This is a genomic window from Roseomonas sp. HF4 (assembly GCF_005222755.1).
Classification (GTDB): domain Bacteria; phylum Pseudomonadota; class Alphaproteobacteria; order Acetobacterales; family Acetobacteraceae; genus Neoroseomonas.
In genome coordinates, this window is sequence record NZ_STGD01000001.1 from 293,989 (window position 1) to 317,047 (window position 23,059).

At 72.9% G+C, this 23,059-nt stretch carries 23 protein-coding genes; 7 read left to right on the plus strand and 16 right to left on the minus strand.

Annotation, left to right across the window (positions count from 1 at the left end; genetic code table 11):
* Positions 1-157: 157 nt before the first annotated feature.
* The 3 genes from purE (at position 158) to E8M80_RS01405 (ending at position 3,023) form a co-directional block, all read left to right on the plus strand.
* Positions 158-655, plus strand: coding sequence for a 5-(carboxyamino)imidazole ribonucleotide mutase (gene purE, locus E8M80_RS01395; RefSeq protein ID WP_137123856.1), 498 nt, complete (start codon positions 158-160; stop codon positions 653-655).
* Complete coding sequence (locus tag E8M80_RS01400) at positions 652-1,779, plus strand: 5-(carboxyamino)imidazole ribonucleotide synthase (RefSeq protein WP_137123857.1); 1,128 nt, start codon at positions 652-654, stop codon at positions 1,777-1,779. The genes purE and E8M80_RS01400 overlap by 4 nt, the downstream gene beginning before the upstream one ends.
* 89 nt (positions 1,780-1,868) lie before the next feature.
* Complete coding sequence (locus E8M80_RS01405) at positions 1,869-3,023, plus strand: OmpA family protein (RefSeq protein WP_137123858.1); 1,155 nt, start codon at positions 1,869-1,871, stop codon at positions 3,021-3,023.
* An 84-nt stretch (positions 3,024-3,107) separates the two neighbouring features.
* On the opposite strand, the gene E8M80_RS01410 is transcribed toward E8M80_RS01405, so the two are convergent.
* From E8M80_RS01410 to def, 3 genes are all read right to left on the minus strand, one after another.
* Positions 3,108-3,599, minus strand: a complete 492-nt coding sequence (locus E8M80_RS01410; RefSeq protein ID WP_137123859.1) for a hypothetical protein — start codon at positions 3,597-3,599, stop codon at positions 3,108-3,110.
* Between the two features lie 182 nt (positions 3,600-3,781).
* Entirely contained in the window at positions 3,782-4,384 is a 603-nt protein-coding gene (locus E8M80_RS01415; protein WP_240789841.1) for a COQ9 family protein, read from the minus strand.
* Complete coding sequence (gene def, locus E8M80_RS01420; RefSeq protein ID WP_137123860.1) at positions 4,381-4,905, minus strand: peptide deformylase; 525 nt, start codon at positions 4,903-4,905, stop codon at positions 4,381-4,383. The genes E8M80_RS01415 and def overlap by 4 nt, the downstream gene beginning before the upstream one ends.
* A gap of 177 nt (positions 4,906-5,082) precedes the next feature.
* Here def and rpsU point away from each other — a divergent pair, with 177 nt between their 5' ends.
* On the plus strand, positions 5,083-5,286 hold the full coding sequence (gene rpsU, locus E8M80_RS01425; protein ID WP_007006360.1) for a 30S ribosomal protein S21: 204 nt from the start codon (positions 5,083-5,085) through the stop codon (positions 5,284-5,286).
* 273 nt (positions 5,287-5,559) lie between these two features.
* Here rpsU and E8M80_RS01430 read toward each other — a convergent pair whose 3' ends face one another.
* From E8M80_RS01430 to E8M80_RS01475, 10 genes are all read right to left on the minus strand, one after another.
* Positions 5,560-6,780 carry an amidohydrolase family protein gene (locus E8M80_RS01430; protein ID WP_137123861.1) on the minus strand — a complete coding sequence of 407 codons (1,221 nt, stop codon included), beginning with the start codon at positions 6,778-6,780 and terminating at the stop codon, positions 5,560-5,562.
* Positions 6,781-6,787: 7 nt separating this feature from the next.
* The gene (locus tag E8M80_RS01435; protein WP_137123862.1) at positions 6,788-7,765 is read right to left on the minus strand and encodes a tripartite tricarboxylate transporter substrate binding protein; all 978 of its coding nucleotides are present in this window, start codon (positions 7,763-7,765) and stop codon (positions 6,788-6,790) included.
* A complete protein-coding gene (locus tag E8M80_RS01440; RefSeq protein WP_137123863.1) occupies positions 7,762-8,460 on the minus strand; it encodes a GntR family transcriptional regulator in 699 nt (232 codons plus the stop codon). The genes E8M80_RS01435 and E8M80_RS01440 overlap by 4 nt, the downstream gene beginning before the upstream one ends.
* Positions 8,457-9,365, minus strand: a complete 909-nt coding sequence (locus tag E8M80_RS01445) for an aminotransferase class IV (protein ID WP_137123864.1) — start codon at positions 9,363-9,365, stop codon at positions 8,457-8,459. The genes E8M80_RS01440 and E8M80_RS01445 overlap by 4 nt, the downstream gene beginning before the upstream one ends.
* A 337-nt stretch (positions 9,366-9,702) precedes the next feature.
* Complete coding sequence (locus E8M80_RS01450; RefSeq protein ID WP_137123865.1) at positions 9,703-10,278, minus strand: GGDEF domain-containing protein; 576 nt, start codon at positions 10,276-10,278, stop codon at positions 9,703-9,705.
* A gap of 82 nt (positions 10,279-10,360) precedes the next feature.
* Positions 10,361-11,764, minus strand: a complete 1,404-nt coding sequence (locus tag E8M80_RS01455; RefSeq protein WP_137123866.1) for an NAD(P)(+) transhydrogenase (Re/Si-specific) subunit beta — start codon at positions 11,762-11,764, stop codon at positions 10,361-10,363.
* Between the two features lie 4 nt (positions 11,765-11,768).
* Positions 11,769-12,164: an NAD(P) transhydrogenase subunit alpha gene (locus E8M80_RS01460; RefSeq protein WP_137123867.1), complete on the minus strand. Its 396-nt coding sequence runs from the start codon at positions 12,162-12,164 to the stop codon at positions 11,769-11,771.
* Positions 12,165-12,177: 13 nt separating this feature from the next.
* Positions 12,178-13,311 carry a Re/Si-specific NAD(P)(+) transhydrogenase subunit alpha gene (locus E8M80_RS01465; RefSeq protein ID WP_137123868.1) on the minus strand — a complete coding sequence of 378 codons (1,134 nt, stop codon included), beginning with the start codon at positions 13,309-13,311 and terminating at the stop codon, positions 12,178-12,180.
* Positions 13,312-13,459: 148 nt separating this feature from the next.
* A complete protein-coding gene (locus tag E8M80_RS01470) occupies positions 13,460-14,842 on the minus strand; it encodes an AarF/ABC1/UbiB kinase family protein (protein WP_137123869.1) in 1,383 nt (460 codons plus the stop codon).
* A complete protein-coding gene (locus tag E8M80_RS01475) occupies positions 14,835-16,664 on the minus strand; it encodes a M3 family oligoendopeptidase (protein ID WP_370287134.1) in 1,830 nt (609 codons plus the stop codon). Before E8M80_RS01475 ends, E8M80_RS01470 begins: the two co-directional genes overlap by 8 nt.
* Positions 16,665-16,755: 91 nt before the next feature.
* Between E8M80_RS01475 and E8M80_RS01480 the strand changes: the two genes are divergently transcribed.
* From E8M80_RS01480 to E8M80_RS01490, 3 genes are all read left to right on the plus strand, one after another.
* A complete protein-coding gene (locus tag E8M80_RS01480) occupies positions 16,756-18,480 on the plus strand; it encodes a long-chain fatty acid--CoA ligase (protein WP_137123871.1) in 1,725 nt (574 codons plus the stop codon).
* A 166-nt stretch (positions 18,481-18,646) separates the two neighbouring features.
* Positions 18,647-20,047 (plus strand): CoA transferase, encoded by a 1,401-nt coding sequence (locus tag E8M80_RS01485; protein ID WP_206035542.1) that lies wholly within the window; start codon positions 18,647-18,649, stop codon positions 20,045-20,047.
* An 11-nt stretch (positions 20,048-20,058) separates the two neighbouring features.
* Positions 20,059-21,153, plus strand: a complete 1,095-nt coding sequence (locus tag E8M80_RS01490; protein ID WP_137123873.1) for a phospholipase — start codon at positions 20,059-20,061, stop codon at positions 21,151-21,153.
* Here E8M80_RS01490 and E8M80_RS01495 read toward each other — a convergent pair whose 3' ends face one another.
* From E8M80_RS01495 to E8M80_RS01505, 3 genes are all read right to left on the minus strand, one after another.
* Complete coding sequence (locus tag E8M80_RS01495) at positions 21,154-22,224, minus strand: TauD/TfdA family dioxygenase (RefSeq protein ID WP_137123874.1); 1,071 nt, start codon at positions 22,222-22,224, stop codon at positions 21,154-21,156.
* A gap of 147 nt (positions 22,225-22,371) precedes the next feature.
* Positions 22,372-22,719, minus strand: coding sequence for a DOPA 4,5-dioxygenase family protein (locus E8M80_RS01500; protein WP_137123875.1), 348 nt, complete (start codon positions 22,717-22,719; stop codon positions 22,372-22,374).
* A gap of 11 nt (positions 22,720-22,730) precedes the next feature.
* Entirely contained in the window at positions 22,731-23,000 is a 270-nt protein-coding gene (locus E8M80_RS01505) for a DUF2312 domain-containing protein (RefSeq protein WP_137123876.1), read from the minus strand.
* Between the last annotated feature and the right edge of the window lie 59 nt (positions 23,001-23,059).

Below are 23,059 nucleotides of genomic sequence, written 5' to 3' on the forward strand. Positions count from 1 at the left end.
ATTCGTCGGGCGGCCGGCATCCGCCGGCCTTGGCTTCGCGCCGCGCCGTGTCGCGCGGTGACCGGCGGATGGTCCGGGCGCGGTCGCGCTTGGCGCTCCCGGCCCGAGGCGTCGCCTCGGGCCGCAGGAATGATGTGATCTTTTCAGGCAGGTTCCGATGACAGAGGTTCCGGGCGCTGCGCCCCTGGTCGGCATCATCATGGGCAGCCGCTCCGACTGGGAGACGATGCGCCACGCCGCCGAGACGCTGGAAAAACTCGGCGTGCCGCATGAAACGCGCGTCGTCTCCGCCCACCGCACGCCGGACCGGCTCGCGGCCTATGCCAAGGGCGCAGCGGGGCGCGGGCTCAAGGTCGTGATCGCGGGCGCCGGGGGGGCCGCGCACCTGCCGGGCATGGCGGCGTCGATGACCGCGCTGCCGGTGCTGGGCGTGCCGGTCGAGAGCCACGCGCTCAAGGGCATGGACAGCCTGCTGTCCATCGTCCAGATGCCGGCCGGCATCCCGGTCGGCACGCTGGCGATCGGCCGCGCGGGCGCGGTCAATGCGGGGCTGCTCGCAGCGGCTATCCTGGCGACCGCCGACGCCGCGCTGGCCGCCCGCCTCGACGCCTGGCGCGCGGCGCAGACCGAGGGCGTGCCCGAGGACCCGGCATGACCGGCGCGCCCCTGCCGCCAGGCGCGGTCATCGGCATCCTGGGCGGTGGGCAACTCGGCCGCATGTCGGCGCTGGCCGCGGCGCGGCTCGGCTATGCCTGCCACGTCTATGCGCCGGACGACGACAGCCCGGGCATGCAGGTCGCGGCGCACCGCACCGTCGCCGCCTATGAGGACCGGGACGCCCTGGCCCGCTTCGCGGCATCGGTCGCCGTCGTCACCTTCGAGTTCGAGAACGTCCCCGCCGCGGCGCTTGAGGCGCTGTCGGGCCTGGTCGCGTGCCGCCCGGGGCTCGCCGCGCTCGCCACCTGCCAGGACCGCGTCGCGGAGAAGGCCTTCCTGGGCCGCATCAGTGTGCCCGTGGCGCCCTGGCGGGCGGTGGAGACCGAGGCCGACCTCGCCGCCGCGGTCGCCGCCCTCGGCCTGCCGGCGGTGCTGAAGACGACGCGCCTCGGCTATGACGGGCGCGGCCAGGCGGTGCTCCGCACGCCGGAGGACCTGGCGCCAGCCTTCGCACGGCTTGCGCCGAAGCCCCTGGTGCTGGAGGCTTTCGTGCCCTTCGCCGCCGAGATCTCGGCGATCGCCGCGCGCGGCGCCGATGGCACGGTCGCCGTGTTCGACCCGGCCGAGAATCGCCACGCGCATCACATCCTCGACCTGTCCTTCGCGCCGGCGCGCGTGCCGGCGGCGGTGGCGGCGGCGGCGCGCGCCCACGTCGCGGCGGTGGCCGAGGGGCTCGACCTCGTCGGCGTCGTGGCGCTCGAGATGTTCCTGCTGCCCGACGGCACGCTGCTCGGCAACGAGATCGCGCCGCGGCCGCACAATTCCGGCCACTGGACCATGGATGCCTGCGCCGCATCGCAGTTCGAGCAGCACATCCGCGCCGTCGCCGGCCTGCCGCTGGCGCCCGCTACACGGCACCACGACGCGGTGATGAAGAACCTGATCGGCCCCGAGGGCATGGCGGCCTGGCCGCGGCTGCTCGCGGCGCCGGGCGTCGTGCCGCACCTCTATGGCAAGGCGCAGGCGCGCGCGGGCCGCAAGATGGGCCATGCGACGCGGCTGCTGGCCCCGGGCACGCTGGCGGCCGCGCCCGAGTCGGACGTGCTGGCGGGCCTTCTCTGACGCGCGCAGGCGCCGGACAATCGCGACGTGCGGGAGAAGCCTGCACTTTTTGGTGACGCTTCGCGTATAGTTTTCCGATCGTGACCAGAATGGCCGCCCCCCGCCTCCCCGCCGCCCGCCGTCCCGCTGCCCGCCCCGCCGGCCACGGGATTGCCGCCACCGCGCTGCTCGGCCTGCTCGCGGCCACGCCGCCGGCCGCGGCGCAGTTCGTCTCGGGCCCCTACATCGCGGGCGGCGCGGGCGTGAACCTCGTGCCGGACACCGACCTCAACCTCGACAGCGCGGCCATTTTCGGGCTCGGGCGCGCGGGCTACGGCGCGTCGGGCTCCGTCGGCTTCGACCCCGGCTTCGGCGGCGTGCTGAGCCTGGGCTGGGGGTTCGGCAACGGCCTGCGCGCCGAGATCGAGGGGAATTTCCGGTCGAACGGCGTGGACAGCGTCTCGGGAGTCGCCGGCTGGGCCGCGTCGGGCGTCGCCGCGGGCCGGCAGGACAGCTGGGGCGTGATGGGCAACGTGCTGCTCGACCTCGGCATCTTCGGGCCCGTCATCCCCTATGTCGGCATCGGCGCCGGCTATGTCGTGACGGACTGGAGCGGCGTGCGCGGCGTCGGGCAGGACGGCGCGCTCGGCTTCCGCGTGAACGACAGCGACGGGCGCTTCGCCTACCAGGGCATCGCGGGCCTCGCCTTCCCGCTGGGCTTCGCGCCGGGGCTCGCGGTCACGGCGGAGTACCGCTTCCTCGGCACGCTGCAGCCGCAATTGCAGGCGCGCTTCGACAACCCGACGACGGGCGCGCCCGTCGCCCGCGGCGTGGTCGAGCCCGATGTCTTCAACCACTCGCTGCTGCTCGGCCTGCGCTACGCCTTCGGCCAGCCCCCCGCCGCCGCCGCGCCGGCCGCCGCGGCACCCGCACCCAACCGCACCTTCCTCGTGTTCTTCGACTGGAACCGCGCCGACCTGACCGAGCGCGCCCGCCAGATCATCGGGGAGGCCGCGCAGCAGGCGCGCGCCCAGCGCAGCACGCGGATCGAGGTGGCCGGCCATGCCGACACCTCGGGCAACCCGCAATTCAACCAGGTGCTCTCGCGCCGCCGGGCGGACACGGTCGCGGCGGAACTCGTGCGCCTCGGCGTCCCGAGGGAGGAGATCGCCGTCACCGCCTTCGGCGAGACTCAGCCGCTGGTGGCGACCGCCGACAATGTCCACGAGCCGCAGAACCGCCGCGTCGAGATCGTGATCCGGTAGGGTCCGCTCCCGTCGGCGGCACGGCCCGCCGGGCATGAAAAAGGGCGGCGCGAGGCCGCCCTTTTCCGTTCCGATGCGGGGGGTTCAGCGCCGCGCGGTGCGCCGGGCCGGGGCCGCGGCGGCCGCGGTGCACTCGGCCGCGGTGTAGGTCTGCGGGATGTTCCGCTCGGCGGCGAACTTCGCGAGATCGGCGCCCGGGGTCGCCAGCGCCTGGCGGAACAGCGGGTCCGCGTCGCGGCAGAAGAAGGTGCCGCTGCGGATCGCGTCCTCGGAATGCTCGTTCGCCATTTCCGTGTTGTAGCCGTCGAGCTGCGTGCGGCCGCGGCCGCCGAAGCTGCGGGTGAAATGCGCGACGGCGGCGCGCTCGGCGGCGCCGAGCTCGCCCGTGAAGCGGCGGATGAACTGGTTGTAGCTCTCGCCCTTCTGGCAGTTCAGCGCGGTCACCATGAGGTAGGTGCGCAATGCGCGGATATCGAGCGCCGAGCGTTCCTCGGGGCGCAGACATGCATTGGCCAGGGCGGGACCGGCCAGGAAGATACCGCAGAGCGCGGCAAGGAAGGTGCGGGACTTGGTCATCGGGCGCCTTGCGCTCCCTTCTGGCTGGATGGGTCGATGCCGCCCGCGACTCGCCGCGAATGACCGATTCGACCCGATCTGCGGCTCATAGCCCGGCCGGCGCCGTCAAGGAAACGCTTTTTTGTTTCAACAGCAAGCTGAACCAAAGGCTTGCACGGCAGCGTGAAGACGCCGCCGTAACGTCAGGCCGCGCGGGCCGCCGGCGCCTTCCGCCGGCAGCGCCCGAGGCGCGCGAGATCTGCCAGGCGGCGGTCGAGGAAGTCGAGTGTCGGACCGATATCGTCCGATTCGTCGCGCAGCCAGAAGGCCAGCGTGGCCGCGTAGACGGCGCCGAGGCTGGCGCGGCGCGTGTACCAGGAGAAGTCGGCCGACCGGTCGCCGGCGGCGTACCACATGGCGCTCGTGGTGCGGGCGGCGCTGCGCAGGCCGATCCCGGCGTTCCAGGGCAGCGCCAGCAGCGCCAGGGCCTGGCGCACGGCATCGCGGTGCGGCGCCGCCTGGCGAAGCCGCGTCGCGATCAGCAGGCGGATGCGGTCGGGCGTGCGCAGGTCCGACAACTCGCCCGCGGCCTCTGCCATGTCCCGGTCCGCGAGGTCGAGCCACGCCTCGACGGCCGAGACCGCGCCGCGCGGGAACAGGAAGGCGGTGTCCTCCGGCGGCAGGCCGGCGTCCTCGAGCCCGGCCGCGATGGCGCGGCGCGTCCAGCCCATGGCGGGGACCAGCGGCAGGATGGCGCGGATGGCGGCGTCGCGCTCGGCGCGGTCGGCCTCGGTCATGGTGGTCATGCGTCGTCCTCCTTCGCGGCCACGGCCTGCTGGGCGGCGCGGGCGAGTTCCTCGGTGAAGCCGAACTGCGACAGGTCCTCCATCCGCATCGGATAGAGCACGCCGTCCAGGTGGTCCGTCTCGTGCTGCATGACGCGGGCGACGATGCCGGCGGCCTCCCCCTCCACCGGCCTGCCCGCGATGTCGAGGCCACGGAAGCGCAGCCGCGACCAGCGCGGCACGGCGCCGCGCAGGCCGGGGATGGACAGGCACCCTTCCCAGCCGGTCTCGACCTCCTCCCCCACCGGCTCCAGCACCGGGTTGACCAGCGCCGACACGCCGCCCGCGGCGGTGCGCCAGACGAACAGGCGCAGCGGCACATGCACCTGCGGCGCGGCGAGGCCAATGCCGCCGGCGTCCTCCATTGTCTCGGCCATGTCGGCGACGAGCCGGCGGATCTCGGGGGCGGTCGGGTCCTCCACCTCCTCGGCGCGCAGCAGCAGGACGGGGTGGCCCATGCGGGCGATCTTCAGGATGGCCATGGCGGTCCGGGCGCGGGGAAAAGGAGAGCGTCATCCCATATAGGGTCCGTCGCGCGCATGGGAGGGCTTCCGACGCGCCGCGAATCCATGCTAAAGGCTGCGCCGAAGCGGGCCGGGCGACCGGCCGCGCTGCCTTTCGTGCTTTCTTCCACTCAATCGCGCAGGAGGTTGCGCCGCGTGCAAGTCGTCGTTCGGGACAACAATATCGACCAGGCCCTCAAGGCCCTGAAGAAGAAGCTGCAGCGCGAAGGCGTCTTCCGCGAGATGAAGCTTCGCCGCCACTACGAGAAGCCCTCCGAGCGCCGTGCGCGCGAGGCCGCCGAGGCCGTCCGCCGCGCCCGCAAGGTGGAGCGCAAGCGCCTGGAGCGCGAGGGCTTCTGAAGCCCGGCCGCCGCCCCCGACAAGGGCGGCCCTGAGAAAGCCGAAGCCGCGGCGCGGGGGATGCCCCGCGGTCCGCGGTTTTTGCTGTTTCTCGTCTGCGGGATGCTGTCCCTGACTGACGGGCGGGGGGAGAAGGGAACTTCTCCCCCCACACCCCCCTCAACCTTCTTTGTGCCCTGGCGCCGGCCTCGGACGGCCTGGCGCCAGGGGACGAGGGGCGGAGGGCCTGGGGTCCCGGATCGGCGGAACTGCTCATCCCCCGACCGTCCCGGACTACCCGCCCAGCCTGTCCTTCACGGGAACCCCGCCCTTCAGGATCATGGCGAGGTGCGCCCCCTGGTCCTGCAGCAGGCCGAGATCGGCCAGCGGGTCGCCATCGACCACCAGCAGGTCCGCGAGATAGCCTTCCGCCACGCGGCCGAGCCGCCCCGCCATGCGCACCACCTCGGCGCCATGCACCGTCGCCTGGCGCAGCACCTCGGCCGCCGGCAGCGCCTCGGCGCGGATCAGCAGTTCCTCAGCCTGGTATTGCTTGGGCGCGCGGAACAGGTCGGTGCCGAGCGCCATGCGCACCCCGGCACGGCGCGCGATCTCGAGCGAGCGGGTGCCGGTCGCCAGCACCTCGCGCGCCTTCTCGAGGTGGAAGGCCGAGATCCCGACCTCGGCGGCATGCTGCACGACGCGCCGATAGACGACCAGCGTCGGCACCAGGATTGCGTCGCGGGCCGCCATCAGCGCGGCCGAGGACTCGTCCAGGAAATTGCCGTGCTCGATGGTGCGAACGCCGCAGCCGACGGCGCGCGCGATGGCAGTCGGCGTGTAGGCGTGCGCCGCGACGTACTTCCCCGCCCGCGCCGCCTCGTCCACCACCGCCTCGATCTCGGCCAGCGCGTACTGGTCGTAGTCGACCGGATCGGCCGGGCTCGAGATGCCGCCCGAGGCCATGATCTTGATCTGGTCGACGCCGCGGCGGATCTCCTCCCGCGCCGCGCGGCGCACCGCGTCCACGCCGTCGGCGACCACCATCATGTTGGCCTCGGCGCGCAGCGCGCAGGCGGGGCAGGCATCGGCGGGGTTGCGCATGTCGCCATGCCCGCCGGTCTGGCTCAGCGGCCGGCCGGAGACGAACATGCGGGGGCCGGGGAACAGCCCCTCCTCCACCGCGCGCCTGAGCCCCGCATCGGCGCCGCCCATGTCGCGGATCGTAGTGAAGCCGCGCGCGAGCGTCTGTTCCAGCAGCCGCGCCGCGCGCGCGGTCACGAGCGACGGGAACAGCGTTGGATAGGGCACCATGCCGTCGGCGCAGACATGCACGTGGCAGTCGATCAGCCCGGGCATGACGGTCCGCCCGCCGAGGTTCACCACGCGCGCGCCACCTGCCGCGAGGCCGGGCGCGACGGCCGCGATCCGCTCGCCCTCCAGCAGCACGTCGGCATGCACCAGCGCGCCGGCGGCGACATCGAGCACGGCGCCGCCGCGCAGCAGGGTCCGCATCGCGCGCTCAGCTCGCGCGGATGTTCGCTTCGCGGACCAGGCGCTCGAACTTCGCGTGCTCGCGCACCAGCATGGCCTGCACCTCGGCCGCGGGCGGCAGGGTCGCGGCGGGAATGGTGCCGACGCTGCGAAGCTTCTGCTGCACCGCCGGCGTGGACAGCACCTTCGTGTAGGCGCCGTGGATGCGCGCCAGCGCCGCATCCGGCAGCCCGCGCGGCGCGACCGCGATGTACCAGCTGTCCATGTTCGCCTCGGGCACGCCGGCCTCGGTCAGCGTCGGCACGTCGGGCAGGTCCGGCGAGCGCGTCGAGCCGATGGCGGCGACCGCGCGCATCGTCCCGCTCTGGATGTGCTGCTTGGCGAGCCCCGTGCTCAGCACCGCGAGGTCGAGACGCCCGGCCAGCATGTCGAGGATGCCGGGCGGCAGCCCGCGATAATCCACCGCCGTCACCTGGAAGCCCATGACGCGCTGCATGAGTTCCATCGACATGTGCGCGAAGCTGCCATTGCCGGCGCGGAGGTAGTTGAGCTGCCCCGGCCGCGCCTTGGCCAGCGCGGCCACGTCCTGGATGGTGCGCGCGGTCGAATCGCCGCGCACCACCACGACCGAGACGCTGTGCGAGACCAGCGACAGCCCCTGGATCGCCTCCACCGGGTGGAAGCCGGACGGCGTCAGGATGGGCGCCACGATGTTGCCGAGCGACGCCATGAGCCAGGTATGCCCGTCGGGTGCCGCCTGCACGAGTTGCTGCGAGCCGATCAGCCCGCCCGCGCCGGTGCGCACGTCGATCACGACCGGCTGGCCCAGTTCGGCCGCGAGTTCGTCGGTGTGCGTGCGCATCACCAGGTCGACGATGCCCCCCGCCGGGAAGGGGCAGATGAAGCGGATCGGCCGGCTGGGGAAGGCCTGGGCCAGCGCGGGGCGGGCCAGCGGCAACAGGGCGGCGGCGCCGAGCAGCGCGCGGCGCGGCATGAAGGCGGTCATGGGGGGGAGACTCCTTCCTGGGGTTCGACGAAGCGCAGCACGGTGACCAGGCCGCGCTGCATGTGGTGGCGGAGCTCGGCGCGCATCGCGTCGAGGTCGGGGCCGAGCGCGTGGCGGAGGTAGTCGTCATGCGCGTCGCGGCGCGGCCCCGGCCGGCCATGCGCGCGGTGATGCGCCGCCCAGTAGAGCGTGAGCCGCCCGCGGATCGCGCCCCAGGCCTGCAGCAGCAGCCCGTGCCCGGCGGCCTCGTAGACAACGCCGTGCAGCGCAAGCTCGGCGGCGATGCTGGCTTCGTCGTCGCCGGCGTCGATCGCCGCCGTCAGCGCGGCGTGGCGGTCCGCGAGCGCGGCGCGGAAGGCCGCGTCGCGCCGGTCCCAGGCGGTCTCGAAGGCGAAGGCCTCGAGCGTGGCGCGGAGCGTGTAGAGCTCCCGCGCGACGGTGGCGTCGAGCGGAGCCACGGTCACGCCGCCCCAGGCCCGCTGCTGAACGAGCAGCCCTTCGTCGAGCAATTCGCGGATGGCCTCGCGCAGCGGCGCCCGCGAAATGCCGAGCGCGCGGGCCAGCGCCGCCTCGACCACCGGCGCGCCGGGCGCGAGCCTTCCGGCCAGGATCGCGGCGCGCAGCGCATCGGCCGCGCCCTCGCGCAGCGTCACGCGCGGCAGGGGCTGCGAGCCGATGGCGGCGGCGCCGGTCATGTCGCCGCGCGGTCCTTCAGCGCGTCGTACAACCCGCGCAGCCGCGCCGTGACGGGGCCGGGCAGCGCGGCGGGCAGCCTGCGGCCGTCGATGGCGGAGACCGGCGTGAGGCCGCCGAAGGTGCCGGTCACGAAGGCTTCCTCCGCCGAATAGACGTCCTTCAGCGCGAAATTGGCCAGACGGATGGGGATCCCGTTGTCGCGGCAGAGCGCAATGACATTGGCCCGCGTGATGCCCTGGAAACAGAAATCCCCGGTCGAGGTGCAGACCTCCCCGCCGCGGACGAAGAAGAAGTTGGTCGCGTTGCAGGACGAGACGAAGCCGGCCGGGTCGAGCATCAGCGCCTCGTCTGCGCCGGCCTTGATCGCCTGGATCAGCGCGGTGATGAGGTTGAGCCGGCTGTGCGAATTGAGCCGCATGTCGAACATGTCCGCCGGCGAGCAGCGGATGGTGCTCGTGAACAGGCTGAGCCCCTGCGTCATCAGCGCCGGGTTGGGCTGCTTCCATTCGGCGACGATCACGACCGTGGCCGGCCCGATCGTGTGGCGCGGGTCCTGGTTCGGCGTCTTCTTGAGGCCGCGCGTGACCATGAGCCGGACGTGGACGCCGTCCTGCATGCCGTTGGCGTCGAGCGTCGCCTGCAGGGCGGCGACGACCTCGGCGCGCGTCAGGCCGATATCGAGGTCGATGGCGCGCGCACCCTCGAACAGCCGGTCGAGATGGGCGTCGAGGAAGACCATCCGCCCCCTGTGCAGGCGCACCCCTTCCCAGACGCCGTCGCCGAGCACGAAGCCGGCATCGAAGACCGAGACGCGCGCTTCGTCCCGTGGCACGAGCGCGCCGTTGACGTAGACGCGGACGGCCGCGTTGCGCGGGTCGGCGGGGAAGTCCTGGCTACCGGCCATGGGCGGCGTTCGGCGAGGGAGGCGACACGGGCGAGGCGTCCTGGAGGGTCTTTGACGACTGTCGACAGTAGGGTGCGGCCGAGCGCAGGGTCAATGACGGGCGGCGGGCCCCCGGCGCGGGCCGCAGGGGCGGCCTGGGCCGGATCGGATTGCGGGCAGAAGGCGGGGGGAGAAGGAAACGTCTCCCCCCGCCCGGCCTCGACCTTTCGTGTCCGTTGGCGCCGATCCATGGGGGTCCCGCAGCGGCGCCGTGGCACGCTGGGGCTTCCCCACCACCGGACCCTACGAGCGCACCCCCCCAGGACGGGATCAGCACCAGGCACCGGTGCCCGGCGTATCAGGCCACCGGCGCGTCTCCGACGCGCATCCCGGGCACGAAGCGCCGGATGGCGCCGCAGCCATCCGCCTTTGCCTGCCGCACCGCGAGATGCGCGGCGCGCAGCAGCCCCGCGGCATCAATCGCGTCATCGGGATAGATCGCGACGCCGACCGACGTGCCGATCACGACGCTGTGGCCATCCAGCAGGAACGGACGGCGCAGCACCTCGACCATCCTGGTGCTCACGGCCAGCGCGGCGGCACCGTCGCCCATGTCGTCCACGATCAGCGCGAAGGCGTCGCCACCGATCCGCGCGGCCAGGTCGCGTGCGCGGGTGCAAAGCCTGATCCGTTCCCCCACCGCCCGCAGCAGCGCATCGCCGACGTCGCGGCCGAAGGTGCCGTTCACTGCCCCGAAGCGATCGATGTCGAGCGTCACGACGGCGACGGCGCCGCCGGCGAGCCATGCATCCGCCACCGCGGCCTCGACCGCGATCAGGAAGGGCTCGCGCCGCAGGAGGCCCGTCAGGCCCTCGATGATGCCGTTGGGCGGGGCCGGAGATGCGGCGCGGGGGCGCAGGAGGCCGTAGGTCATGATGCGGCCCGAGTATCGGGACGCATCCTTAACAGGCTGCCAACAACCCCCGGCGCGTGGCGCGCGCCGGGGGCGGCAGGCGCTACCGCTGCAGCGCCTGCACGATCTCCTGCGTCACCTTCTTGGCGTCGCCGAAGAGCATCATGGTGTTCGGGCGGAAGAACAGCTCGTTCTCAACGCCGGCGTAGCCGGACGCCATGCCGCGCTTGATGAAGAACACCGTCTTGGCGCGCTCCACGTCCAGGATCGGCATGCCGTAGATGGCCGAGGACTTGTCGGTCTTGGCCGCCGGGTTGGTCACGTCGTTGGCGCCGATCACGAAGGCCACGTCGGCGTCGGCGAACTCGGGGTTGATCTCCTCGAGCTCGAAGACCTCGTCGTAGGGCACGTTGGCTTCCGCCAGCAGCACGTTCATGTGGCCGGGCATGCGGCCGGCCACCGGGTGGATGGCGTACTTGATCTCGACGCCTTCCTTCTTGAGCAGGTCCGCCATCTCCCGCAGCACCTGCTGGGCCTGCGCGACTGCCATGCCGTAGCCGGGCACGACGATGATCTTCTGCGCGTTCTTCATCATGTAGGCAGCGTCTTCCGCGCTGCCGGCCTTGACCGGCGGGCGGTCGGTGTCGCCGCCGGCGGCCGCCGTGCCGCCTTCCGACCCGAACCCGCCCAGCAGCACGTTGATGATGCTGCGGTTCATGCCCTTGCACATGATGTAGGACAGGATCGCGCCCGAGGCGCCAACCAGCGCGCCGGTGATGATGAGCAGCAGGTTGCCGATCGTGAAGCCGATGCCCGCCGCCGCCCAGCCCGAATAGCTGTTCAGCATGGACACCACGACCGGCATGTCCGCGCCGCCGATCGGGACGATCAGCAGGAAGCCGAGCGCGAAGGACAGGATCGCGATCAGCCAGAACAGGATGCCCCAGCCCGTCAGCGTGAACAGCAGGATCAGCACCGCCAGCAGGATGCCGAGGCCTAAGTTCAGCTTGTGCTGCCCCTCGAAGGTGATGGGCGCGCCCGACATCCGCCCGTCCAGCTTCAGGAAGGCGATGACCGAGCCCGAGAAGGTGATGGCGCCGATCGCGAGGCCGAGCGACATCTCGAGCAGCGAGGCGGTCTTGATGTTGCCGCGGATGCCGATGCCGAAGGATTCGGGGCTGTAGAACGCCGCTGCCGCTACGAACACCGCCGCCATGCCGACCAGCGAATGGAAGGCGGCGACCAGCTGCGGCAGCGCCGTCATCTGAATGCGCTGCGCGACCACCGTGCCGATGGTGCCGCCGATGGCGAGGCCCGCCACGATCAGCATGAAGCCGCCGAAGTCGATGCCGCCCTTGAAGATGGTCGCGACGATCGCGACGCCCATCCCGATCATGCCGTAGGTGTTGCCCTGCCGGCTGGTCTCGGGATGGCTCAGCCCGCGAAGCGCGAGGATGAAGAGGACCGACGCCGCCAGGTAGGCGAAGGTCGAGAGCGTGACGCCCATGGCCTCAGCTCCCCTTCTTCTTGAACATGGCCAGCATACGTCGCGTCACCATGAAGCCGCCGAAGATGTTCACCGCCGCCAGCGTCACGCCGAGGAAGCCGAAGACGCGCGCCGCCGTGCTCTCGGCCATGCCGGCCGCCAGGATCGCGCCCACCACGATCACGGAGGAGATGGCGTTGGTCACGCCCATCAGCGGCGAATGCAGCGCGGGCGTGACGTTCCACACCACGTGGTAGCCGACGAAGCAGGCGAGCAGGAAGATCGTCAGCAGATACAGGAAGGGAGAGACCGCCTCGGCGGCCGGGGCCGCGGCCTCGGCCATGCGGCGCGCCGTCTCGGCGAAGGCGGCCGCGCGGTCGGCGATCCCCTGCGCCTGTGTGGCAAGTTCAGTCGGGTTCATCTGTCGGTCCCCCTCACGCCGCCGGCTTCATCTGCGGATGCACCACCGCGCCGCCGCGCGTGAGCATGACACCCTTCACGATATCGTCTTCCTCCGGGAGCTTCGGGGCCTTGGCCTCCTTGTCCCAGAAGGTCGAGAGGAAGGTCAGCAGGTTGCGCGCATAGAGCGCGGAGGCCGCCGCCGGCAGGCGTCCCGGCCAGTTCGTGAAGCCGAGGATCTTGACGCCGTTCGGCGTCACGACCTGCTTGCCGGGCTTGGTCAGCGCGCAGTTGCCGCCGGCATCGGCCGCGATGTCCACCACGACCGATCCCGGCTTCATGGTGGCGACCATCTCGGCGGTGACCAGGGTCGGCGCCTTGCGGCCCTGCACCAGCGCGGTGCAGACGACCACGTCCTGCTTGGCGATGTGGGCTGCCACCACCTCGGCCTGCTTGGCGTAGAACTCGGCGCTGAGCTGCTTCGCGTAGCCGCCCGCGGTCTGGGCGGCCTTGCTCTCCTCGTCCTCGTAGCCGACGAAGGATGCGCCGAGGGACTTGATCTCCTCCTTCGCCGCGGGGCGCACGTCGGTGGCGGAAACCCGCCCGCCGAGGCGCCGCGCCGTCGCGATGGCCTGCAGGCCGGCAACGCCCGCGCCCATGATGAAGACATTGGCGGCGGGCACCGTGCCGGCCGCCGTCATCATCATCGGGAAGCCCTTGTCGTAGGCGGTGGCGCCCTCGATCACCGCGCGGTAGCCCGCGAGGTTCGCCTGGGACGACAGCACGTCCATCGACTGCGCGCGCGTGATGCGCGGCAGCAATTCCATCGAGGCCGCGTCGATGCCGGCCTCGGCGTAGCGCGCCGCGGCCGCGGCGTCGGCGGCCAGCGTGCCTATCAGCAGCGCGCCGCGCTCGACCGCGGCCAGCGCGCCGTCCTCCGGCGCACGCACCACCAGCACGATCCCCGCGCCGGCCAGCGCGGCGGCGGCATCGGCCGCGAGGCTCGCCCCCGCTTCGGCATAGGCGGCGTCGGGCATGCCGGAGGCATCCCCCGCCCCCTGCTCCACCGCCACCTCGAGCCCCATGCCGATGTATTTCTTCACCGTCTCGGGCGTCGCGGCGACGCGGGTTTCCCCGCTCCGCCTTTCCTTCAGGATCGCCACACGCATCCGGGATACCCCCCACGCGCCACAGGAACCGGCGCAGGTAAACGCAAGGCGCCGGGGTGTCCAGCGCCCAACTGAAGACATGCAAGGCCCGCGCCTCGGTCAGGAGGCACGGGCCGGTCGCGTCAAGGAGGGCCCGGCAGCCGGATTTTCAAGCCCCGGCCGGGTGCGGGTCGGGCAACCCGGCCTCGGCAAGCGCCGCCTGTTGCCGCCGCGCCAGCACCTCGCCGTCGAAGCCCTGGACCAGTTCCTGGAACAGGTCGTGCCAGTTGAGCTTCGCGCCGAGCCTGAGGAAGACCGAGCCCAACCCGATCGCCGCCCGGTCCATCAGCGGGAATTCCCGCGGCACCCGCACGCCGCCGGTGCGCTTGAGCCCGGCATGGACCTGCTCCGCGATCCGGCGGCCGTATTGCGGGTCGTCGTTCACCTGGATCGGGCGCACGCGGTCGTCGAGCAGCGGCTCATAGAGGAACTTCGCCCAGATATTGAGCACCTCGATCGTCTCGCGCTTGAGGTTCTGGAAGCCCCAGATGCGGTACGCCTCGGCCGCCTTGTCGAAGTCGTCGTCGCGGATCGCCTCGAACAGCATGATCACGCCGCCGATGAAGGACGGCGGGAAGATCCGCACCACCCCGAAATCGAGCAGGTTGATCCCCCAGCCGCCATTCTCCGGCGCATCGGCGCGCACCTGGTAGTTGCCGAGATGCGGGTCGCCATGGATCACGCCGTAGCCGTAGAGCGGCACGTACCACGCGCGGAACAGCGCGCGCGCGTAGGCCGCGCGTTCCTCCTCCGGCGGGTCCTCGTCGATTCGGGCCTGGATGGCGCTGCCGTCGAGCCACGTCATGGTCAGCAGGCGCTTCGTGCAGAATTCTTCGACCGGCACGGGCACGCGCACGCCGGGCACGCCCGCCAGCATCCTGCCATAGAGCTTCTGCTGCGCGGCTTCCCGCTTGTAGTCGAGCTCCTCCCGCAGGCGCTCGGAGAGCTCGACGTAGGCCTCCTCGTTCTCGAGCGTGCTGTCCATGCGCCGGTAGATCGACAGCGCGAGCTTGAGCTGCCGGAGGTCGGCGTCCACCACGCTCGCCATGTCCGGGTATTGCAGCTTGCAGGCGACGCGCGTGCCGTCGTGCAGCGTCGCGCGGTGAACCTGGCCGAGCGAGGCGGCGGCGGCGGCCTCGCGCTCGAAATTCGCGAACTTCCCTTCCCATGCGGGGCCAAGTTCGCTCGCCATGCGCCGGCGAACGAAGGGCCAGCCCATCGGCGGCGCGTTGGCCTGCAGCGTGGCCAGTTCCCTGGCGTATTCCGGCGGCAGCGCGTCCGGCACGGTGGACAGGAACTGCGCGACCTTCATCATCGGGCCCTTGAGGCCGCCGAGCACGGCCTTCAGGTCCTCGGCATTCGTCGCCTGGTCGCCCTTCACGCCGAACAGGCGCTTGCCCGCGTAGCGCGCCGCGATGCCGCCGACGGCGCCGGAGGTGCGCAGCATCCGCCGCGCCTCCCCGAAGAGGGTCGAGCCTTCCTTGTCAGCCATCGTCGCGCTCGAGTTCGTCGATGAATCCGGCGATGACGTCGAGCCCCTTGGCCCAGAAGGCGGGGTCGGCGGCGTTCAGCCCGAAGGGCGCCAGCAGCTCCTGGTGCCGCTTCGTGCCGCCGGCGCGGAGCATCTCGAGGTACTTGGCCTCGAACTCCGGCACGCTGCCGTCGCGGTAGACGCCATAGAGCGCGTTCACGAGGCAATCCCCGAAGGCATAGGCGTAGACGTAGAAGGGCGAGTGCACGAAATGCGGGATATAGGCCCAGTAGACGCCGTAGTCGGGCGTGAACTCGAAGGCGGGGCCCAGGCTCTCCACCTGCACCTGCATCCAGAGCTCGGCGATGCGCTCGGAGGACATCTCGCCCTTGCGGCGCTCGTCGTGCAGCAGCGTCTCGAAGCGGTAGAAGGCGACCTGGCGGACCACCGTGTTCAGCATGTCCTCGACCTTGCCGGCCAGCATGGCGCGGCGGCGGCGCGGGTCCGCCTCGGCGTCGAGCACGGCGCGGAAGGTCATCATCTCCCCGAACACCGAGGCCGTCTCGGCCAGCGTCAGCGGCGTCGACGACATCAGGTAGCCCTGCCCGCCCGCCAGGATCTGGTGCACGCCGTGGCCCAGTTCATGGGCCAGCGTCATCACGTCCCGCGACTTCCCGTGGTAGTTCAGCAGCAGATAGGGGTGCGCCGAGGGCACGGTCGGGTGCGCGAAGGCGCCGGACGCCTTGCCCGGCCGCAGCGCCGCGTCGATCCAGGGCTTGTCGAAGAAGCGCCGGCCGATCGCGGCCAGGTCCGGGCTGAAGGCGGCGTAGGAAGACAGCACGCGCTCCACCGCCTCGGGCCAGGGGATGTGCCGGTCGTCCTCGTCGGGCAGCGGGGCGTTGCGGTCCCATTGCTGCAGCTTCGGCAGGCCGAGCCACTTGGCCTTCATCGCGTAGTAGCGGTGCGACAGGCGCGGGAAGGCGTCGCGGACCGCGCCCACCAGCGCGTCCACCACCTCGTCCTCCACCATGTTGGACCGGTTGCGGTAGGAGCCCGGGCGCGGATAGCGGCGCCAAGTGTCCTCGATCTCCTTGTCCTTCGCGAGCACGTTCGTGATCAGCGAGAACAGCCGCGTGCGCTCCCCGAAGGCGGCCGAGATTCCCTCGGCCGCGGCCGCCCGCTTCGCCCGGTCGCGGTCCGACAGCAGGTTGAGCGCGGCGGAGACGGTCAGCTCCTCCTCCGATACCTTCACCTTCATGGTCGCGACGGTCTCGTCGAACAGCCGCACCCAGGAGGAGCGGCCCGCGACCTCCTTCTCGTGCAGCAGCTTCTCGAGATCGTCCGAGAGCTGGTGCGGGCGGAAGACACGCAGGTCGCGCAGCCAGGGGCGCCAGCGCCCGAGCGCGGCCGAGCCGCCGACCTTCTGCTCGAGCGCCGCGTCCTCGAGCCGGTTCAGCTCCAGCGTGAAGAACAGCAGGTGGGAGGAGATGGTCGTCACCCGCTCCTGCGTCGTCTGGTAGAAGCGCCCGTTCGCGGGGTCCTGCGCGTCGCCGCTGAACACCAGCCCGGCATAGGAGGTGACGCGGCCGAGGCGTTCCCACATCGCCTCGTATTCCGCGATCGCCTGCGCGAGCGCGTCGCCGCCGAGGCCGCCGAGGCGGCCGGCGAGCCGCGCCTCGAAGGCGCGGGCCTCGGTCTCGGCACGGTCGAGGTCGGCGGCCAGCCGCGGGTCGTCCGGCGCGGCATAGAGGTCCGAGAGGTCCCAGACGGGCAGCGCGGCGTCGTGGCCGGCGGCGGCGTCCAGCGGGGCGAGGGCGGGGGCGGGGAGATGCGTGCGGGTCACGCAGCCCATATAGGCCAAACGCCGGCATGGCCAAGCGGCGCGGCGCCCTCTACATCGGCGAAGGGGACGGCCGAGGGGAAAAGGGGACGCGATGCCCTACGCTGACGGAGGCTGGCCGACGCTGCCGGCGATGATGCTGGCGCGCGCCGCCGAATGGGCCGACCGGCCGCTGTTCCGCCACTGGCAGGGCGGCGCCTGGCAGAGCCTGCGCTGGGGCGACTTCGCGCTGCAGATCGCCTCGGTCGCCGCCTTCCTCCGCGCCCGCGGCATCGGCCCCGGCGACCGCGTGATGCTGGTCAGCGAGAACCGGCCGGAATTCCCGATCGCCGATACCGCCATCATGGCCCTGGGCGCCATCACGGTGCCGACCTACACGACCAACCTCGCGACCGACCACGCGCACATCCTGCGCGATTCGGGCGCGCGGGCGGCCATCGTGTCGACCGCGAAGCTGGCCGAGCGCGTGCTGGAAGGCGCGGCGCTCGCCGAGGGGCTCGACCTTCTCGTCTGCATCGAGCCGCCGCCCGCGCAGGACGGGCTCACCTGCCATGACTGGTCGGAGGCGCTGGCCGCGCCGGGCGACGTCGCCGCCCTGCTCGCGGAATGCGAGGCCGCGGCGCCGGACAGCCTCGCCTGCCTGATCTACACCTCCGGCACCGGCGGCCTGCCGAAGGGCGTGATGCTGCCGCATCGCGCGCTGCTCGCGAACCGCGCAGGCGTGCTGCCGCTGGCCCGGCGGCTCGAGCTCGACGGCAAGCCGTACCTGTCGTTCCTGCCGCTGTCGCATTCCTACGAGCACACCGTGGGCGGCTTCCTGCTGCCCTCCCTCGGCATGGAGGTGGTCTATTCCCGCGGCGCCGACCGCCTGTCCCACGAATTCACCGAGATCGCGCCCGCCGTCGTCACCGCCGTCCCGCGGCTGTTCGAGGTGCTGCGCGGGCGCATCCTGGCCGGGCTCGAGAAGGAAGGCGCCTTCAAGCGCGCCCTGTTCGACCGCGCGCTGGCCCTCGGGCTGCGCCGGATGGACGGGCCGCCGCTCGGCCTGCTCGACCGCCTGCAGGACGCGGTGCTGGACCGCCTGGTGCGGGAGAAGGTGCGCGCCCGCTTCGGCGGGCGGCTGCAGGCGCTGGTCTCGGGCGGCGCGCGGCTCGACCCCGACCTGTCGGGCTTCTTCATCGCGCTCGGCCTGCCGGTGATCCAGGGCTACGGCCAGACCGAGGCCGGCCCCGTGGTCAGCGTCAACCTGCCCTGGGCGAACCGGCGCGAGACGGTCGGTCCCCCGCTCGCGGGCGTCGCCTGCCGCATCGCCGAGGACGGGGAAGTGCTGATCCAGGGCGACCTGGTGATGACCGGCTACTGGAAAAACCCCGACGCCACCACCGCAGCGCTGAAGCCGCCGCCCGGCGAGACCGGCGCCTGGCTGCACACCGGCGATGTCGGCGTGATCGAGGGCGGCTACCTCCGCATCACCGACCGCAAGCGGGACTTCATCAAGACGCTCGGCGGCGACATGGTCAGCCCCGCCAAGCTCGAGAGCCTGCTGATGGCCGAGCCCGAGGTCCATCAGGCGCTGGTGGCGGGCGAAGGCAGGCCCGCCCTGGTCGCGCTGATCGTGCCGGCCGAGGGGATGGAGGGTCGGGTCGCCGATGCGGTGCGCCGCGTCAACGCGAAGCTGCCGACCATCGAGCGGATCCGGCACCACGCCGTGACCGAGCCCTTCACCATCGAGAACGGCTTGCTGACGCCGACCATGAAGGTGAAGCGGCGGATGGCGATCGAGGCGCGCGCCGCGGCGATCGAGGCGCTGTCGGGCTGAACGCCCTCGCCAAGGCAGGCGGCAGACGCCCCCGACTTCGGCACCAGGAGACAAGGAAGGGAGGGGGTTTGGGGGAGGTTCCCCTCCCCCGACCTTCCCGCTCCGCGGGCGCCCTGCGCCAGACCCGCCCCTGGACCGCGTCCGGGCAATGCGCGAGCGTCTGCCCATGGTGACCTCCCCGACCGCCGCCCTCACGGATATCTGGCAGCAGGCCGGCCTTGCGCCCGCCATGCGGCCCGCCGTCGCCCTCTCCGGCGCCGATCCGCTCGTGCCCTCGACCTTCGCGCTCGGCGCCGCGGCGCTCGCCAGCATCGGCGCGGCCGGTGCCGCCGCCGCCGCGATCCACGCCGCCCGCGGCGGCCCCGCGCAGCGCGTCGGCGTCGCGATCGACCACGCGCTCGCCGAGTTCCGCTCGGAACACCACCTCCGCATCGATGGCGCGCCGGTGCATGAGGGCTGGGACCGCATCGCCGGGCTGCATCGCTGCGGGGACGGGCGCTGGCTGCGCCTGCACACGAACCACGCGCACCACCGTGACGCCGCGCTCGGCGTTCTCGGCTGCGCCTACGACCGCGCGGCCGTGACGGCTGCGCTGCAATCCTGGCGCGCCGCCGACGCCGAGGACGCGATCTACGCCGCGGGCGGCGTCGCCACCATGACGCGCGGCGCGGCCGAATGGGCCGCGACCCCGCAGGGCGCCGCCGCCACCGCCCTGCCGGCGCTGGTCATCGAGCGCATCGGCGAGGCGCCGCCGACGCCGCTGCCGCCGCTGGCCGGGCGCCCCCTCGAAGGGCTGCGCGTGCTCGACCTGACGCGGGTCATCGCGGGGCCGGTGGCCGGGCGCACGCTGGCGGCGCATGGCGCGGAGGTGCTGCACGTCACGCAGCCGGGCGGCCCGTCGATCCCTGCCCTCGTGATGGACACCGGGCGCGGCAAGCGCTGCGCGGCGCTCGACCTGCGCGACCCGGCGCAGCGCGCGACGCTCGCGGGCCTCGCCGCCGGCGCGGACGTGTTCCTCCAGGGCTACCGCCCCGGCGCGATCGCGGCGCATGGCTTCGCGCCGGATGACCTCGCCGCGCTGCGCCCGGGGATCGTCTGCGTCTCGCTCTCGGCCTGGGGGCATCTCGGCCCCTGGTCCGGCCGGCGCGGCTTCGATTCGCTCGTGCAGAACGCCAACGGCATCAACGACGACGAGGCGGCGGCTGCCGGCGAGGACACGCCGCGTCCCCTGCCCTGCCAGGCGCTCGACCACGCCTCGGGCTACCTGCTCGCCTTCGGCGCGATGGCGGCGCTGCTGCGGCGGGCGGAGGAAGGCGGGTCGTGGCTCGTGCGCGTCAGCCTGGCCGGCACCGGGGAATGGATCCGGCGGCTCGGGCGCATCGAGGGCGGCCTTGCCGCGCCCGGCACGCCCGACCCGGAGGCGCTGGGCTGGATGGAGGAAGGCGACAGCGGCTTCGGCCGCATGCGCGCGCTGCGGCACGCGGCGATGCTTTCCGCGACGCCCGCGCGATGGGCGCTGCCGGCGATGCCGCTCGGCAGCCATCCGCCTGCTTGGCTGCGCGGCTGAGGCGGCGCGCCGTGGCCGGCCCGGACCCCGTCGGCGCGGCCATCGCGACGCTGGTGCCCGAGACGCTGGCCGCCTTGGCCCGGCTGGAAGCGGCGGCGCGCACACTGGACCCGGAGACGCTCGGCGCCCTGGCCGCGGCGTTCGACGGCGCGGGGGAGCCGCTCCGCGCCGCCCTCGCCGCCTCCCGCACCGCGCCGTGGCCGGATGGGCTCGTGCCACTGCGCGCCTGCCTCGAAGGCGCCGCCGCGGCGGCGCTCGGCGGTCTCGATGGCCTGGCGGCCCTGACCGATGCGCCGGACCCGCTGCGCGCCGCCGCGCGGGCGCTGCGCGCCCATGCCGAAGGCTGCGAGGCGATCTATCCGCTCGCCGCCTTCATCCCGGCCGTGAGCGAGCATTTCCTCGACCCGCCGGCGCGCGCGGACCGCGACCTCGCGCTGCGCCTCGCGGCCGTGCAGCCGGGGCGGGACGGCGCGGGCTCGCTGCATCTGGGCGGACCGCCCGGAACGCGCGGCGGCGCGGCGCTCTATGTCCCGGAATGGCTGGACCCGACGGCGCCGGCGCCACTCGTCGTCGCGCTGCATGGCGGCAGCGGGGACGGGCGGCGCTTCCTCTGGGCCTTCCTGCGCGCGGCGCGCAGCCGAGGCTGGGTGGTGCTGGCGCCGACCGCCGCCGGCCGCACCTGGTCCCTCGCCGAGCCCGAGGCGGATGGCGCCGGCATCCGGGCCCTGGTCGCGCAGGCGGCGGCGCTGCGGCCCCTGCTGCCCGCGCCGCGGCTGCTCGCCGGCATGAGCGACGGCGGCACATTCGCCTATACCTTCGGCCTCGGCGCGGGGGCGGCGGACTTCACGCACCTCGCGCCCGTCGCGGCGGCCTTCAACCGCTTCGTCATGGGCTTCGCGAACCCCGCCCGCGTACAGGGCCTGCCGGTCCGCATCCTGCACGGCGCGCAGGACTGGATGTTCCCGGCCGAGACCGCCCGCGACGCCGCCGCGGCGCTCGCGGCCGCCGGGGCGCGCGTCGCGCATCGGGAAATCGAAGACCTGGCGCATGCCTGGCCGTCGGAGGAAACCGGGGCGATCCTCGACTGGTGCGCCGCGCCCGGCTGATCAGGCCGTGACAGCGCTCCGCCCGGGAATCGCGCCGCCGCGCAGCGCCCCCGCCTCGACCCGCCCCCACTGCACCCGGTGCCCTTCCGGCAGGGCACGGCCGAACGGGACCGAGAGCCAGATCCGCAGCAGCACCCGGCGCTGCCCGGCCGCTGCATCGTCCGCATAGGCGGTGCGGCCGTGATAGGTGACGTGCTGGTTCAGCAACTGCAGGTCGCCGGGCGTGAAGGGCGCCTCGGCGCACAATTCCTCCGCCAGCGCGGCCAGCATGTCCATCGCCTCGACCTGCGCGGGCCGCGGCGGCGGGACGCCCGGCTCGGCATGCGCCATCTCGACGTAGGTGCGGCTGTATTGGCTGGTGAAGGCGCCATCCGGACCGCGCGCGAAGACCGGCATGCGGAACACGCGGTCGGCATGATCCGCGCCTTCCTCGTCCGCCGGGCGCATGCGCCAGAAATCCTCGTACAGCACCGCGAGCAGGTCGGGCCGGTGGCGCGCCATCTCGTCGTGGATCGCGACGGTCGAGACGACGCGCGACACGCCGCCCGCGATTCCGTTCGACGCGGCAAGCAGCGCCAGCACGTCGCACTTGTCGGTATGGAAGCGCAGCGGCCCGGTCGAGCGCGAGCGCGCCCGCGCCGAGGGCAGCGGCCCCGCGCCGTCGCCCGTCACGGCGATGCCCTGCCCGGTCTCGTCCTTCACCTCGGCCAGCACCTCGCCGGCGGTATTCTGGAACAGCGGCGTGCCGAGGGCGCAGCAGAAACCCCAGAACAGGCGCCGCAGGTCCTCGGGCGCGATGCGCCCGACCGGCAGTCCCGACAGGCGCACGACGCCCGCGCCATGCTCGAGTTCCGCCGCGACCTCGGCGAGCAGGGGCGCGAGGTCCGGCAGGGGGAAGTCCGCGTGCCCGAAGCCGGGCGGGCTGAGCCCGGCCTGCCGCGCCGCGGCGACCGCCCGCTCCAGCGCCGCGATCTCGGCCTCATCCAGGCGACGCGGCCAGAAGCCCCGCGCGGCAAGGTCCGCACCGCGCCACGCGGCGGCGCCGCCGATCGGGGCATGGGGGTGGTCCATGGCGGCCTCCTTGGGGCGGACGCGAGCCTCCGCCCGGGCGGCGGGGCGGTCAACGGCAGGCAACGTCGCGGGCGGAGAACCTCCCCCGATCCCGCGCCCTTCCGTGTCACCTGGCGCCGGACCTCCGGGGTCCGGCGGCGGGGCGCGTCAGTCCGGCAGCACGCTTGCATCCAGCGCCAGCACCGCGCCCATCCACATCGCGTGGCGCAGGTGGTCTGCCTTCTGGCGGCCGGTCTCGGGGTGCACAAGCACCGCAAGCCCGTCCCGGTTCAGCGCCAGGAAGGGTACCAGCGCGGGGAACAGCGCCGGCGCGAAGGCAACCTGGTACATCGCCTGCGGATGCGGGCCGACCGGCACCTCGTGCCAGCGGCCGAGGACCGCGTCGGGAAACGCCGCGGCGATGCCGTCGCGCAGCCTGGCGGCGGCGTCGCGCGTCGCGGCGTCGAAATAGACATGCGCGTGCCAGCCCTTGATCGCATCGGGAGGGGCGAACACGCGCGCGCCCCTCACATGCCGAGCGCGCGGCGATAGAGGTCGAGCAGCGTCTCCTGCTCCTCCACCTCGGCGGGCTCCTGCTTGCGGATGCGCAGGATGGCGCGGATCACCTTGATGTCGAAGCCGGCGGACTTGGCTTCCGCCATGATGTCCTTGATGTCGGAGGAGAGCGCCTTCTTCTCCTCCTCCAGCCGCTCGACGCGCTCGATGATAGAGCGCAGCCGGTCGGCCGCGATGCCGCCCACCTCGGTGTCGTCCTGCTTCTTCGCCGCCTGTGACATCGCCCTGCCCGCCGTCTGAAGGGAGGCGGGTTTAGCCCTCGGGGTGCGCGCCATCAATG